1 protein-coding gene is annotated in these 266 nt (G+C 71.4%); it reads left to right on the forward strand.

Features of this window, described 5'->3' with window-relative positions:
- A partial coding sequence (locus OO68_RS41955) for a M48 family metalloprotease (RefSeq protein WP_033314770.1) occupies positions 1-266 on the forward strand: 266 nt, incomplete at both ends.

Genomic DNA, 266 nt, shown 5'->3' on the forward strand with positions numbered 1-266 from the left:
CAGCTGCACGGCGTCATCGACCGGCTGTGCGCCACCGCGGACATGCCCAAACCGCGCGTGGCCGTCTCCCGGATGGACCTGCCCAACGCGTTCGCCACCGGCCGCAACGCCGACCACGCCGTCGTCTGCGTCACCACCGGGCTCCAGCGCCGCCTGGAACCCGAAGAGCTGGAGGGCGTCCTCGCCCACGAGCTGTCCCACGTCGCGCACCGCGACGTCGCGGTGATCACCATCGCCTCCTTCCTGGGCGTGATCGCCGGACTCAT

This window comes from Streptomyces iakyrus (assembly GCF_000717055.1).
Classification (GTDB): domain Bacteria; phylum Actinomycetota; class Actinomycetes; order Streptomycetales; family Streptomycetaceae; genus Streptomyces; species Streptomyces iakyrus.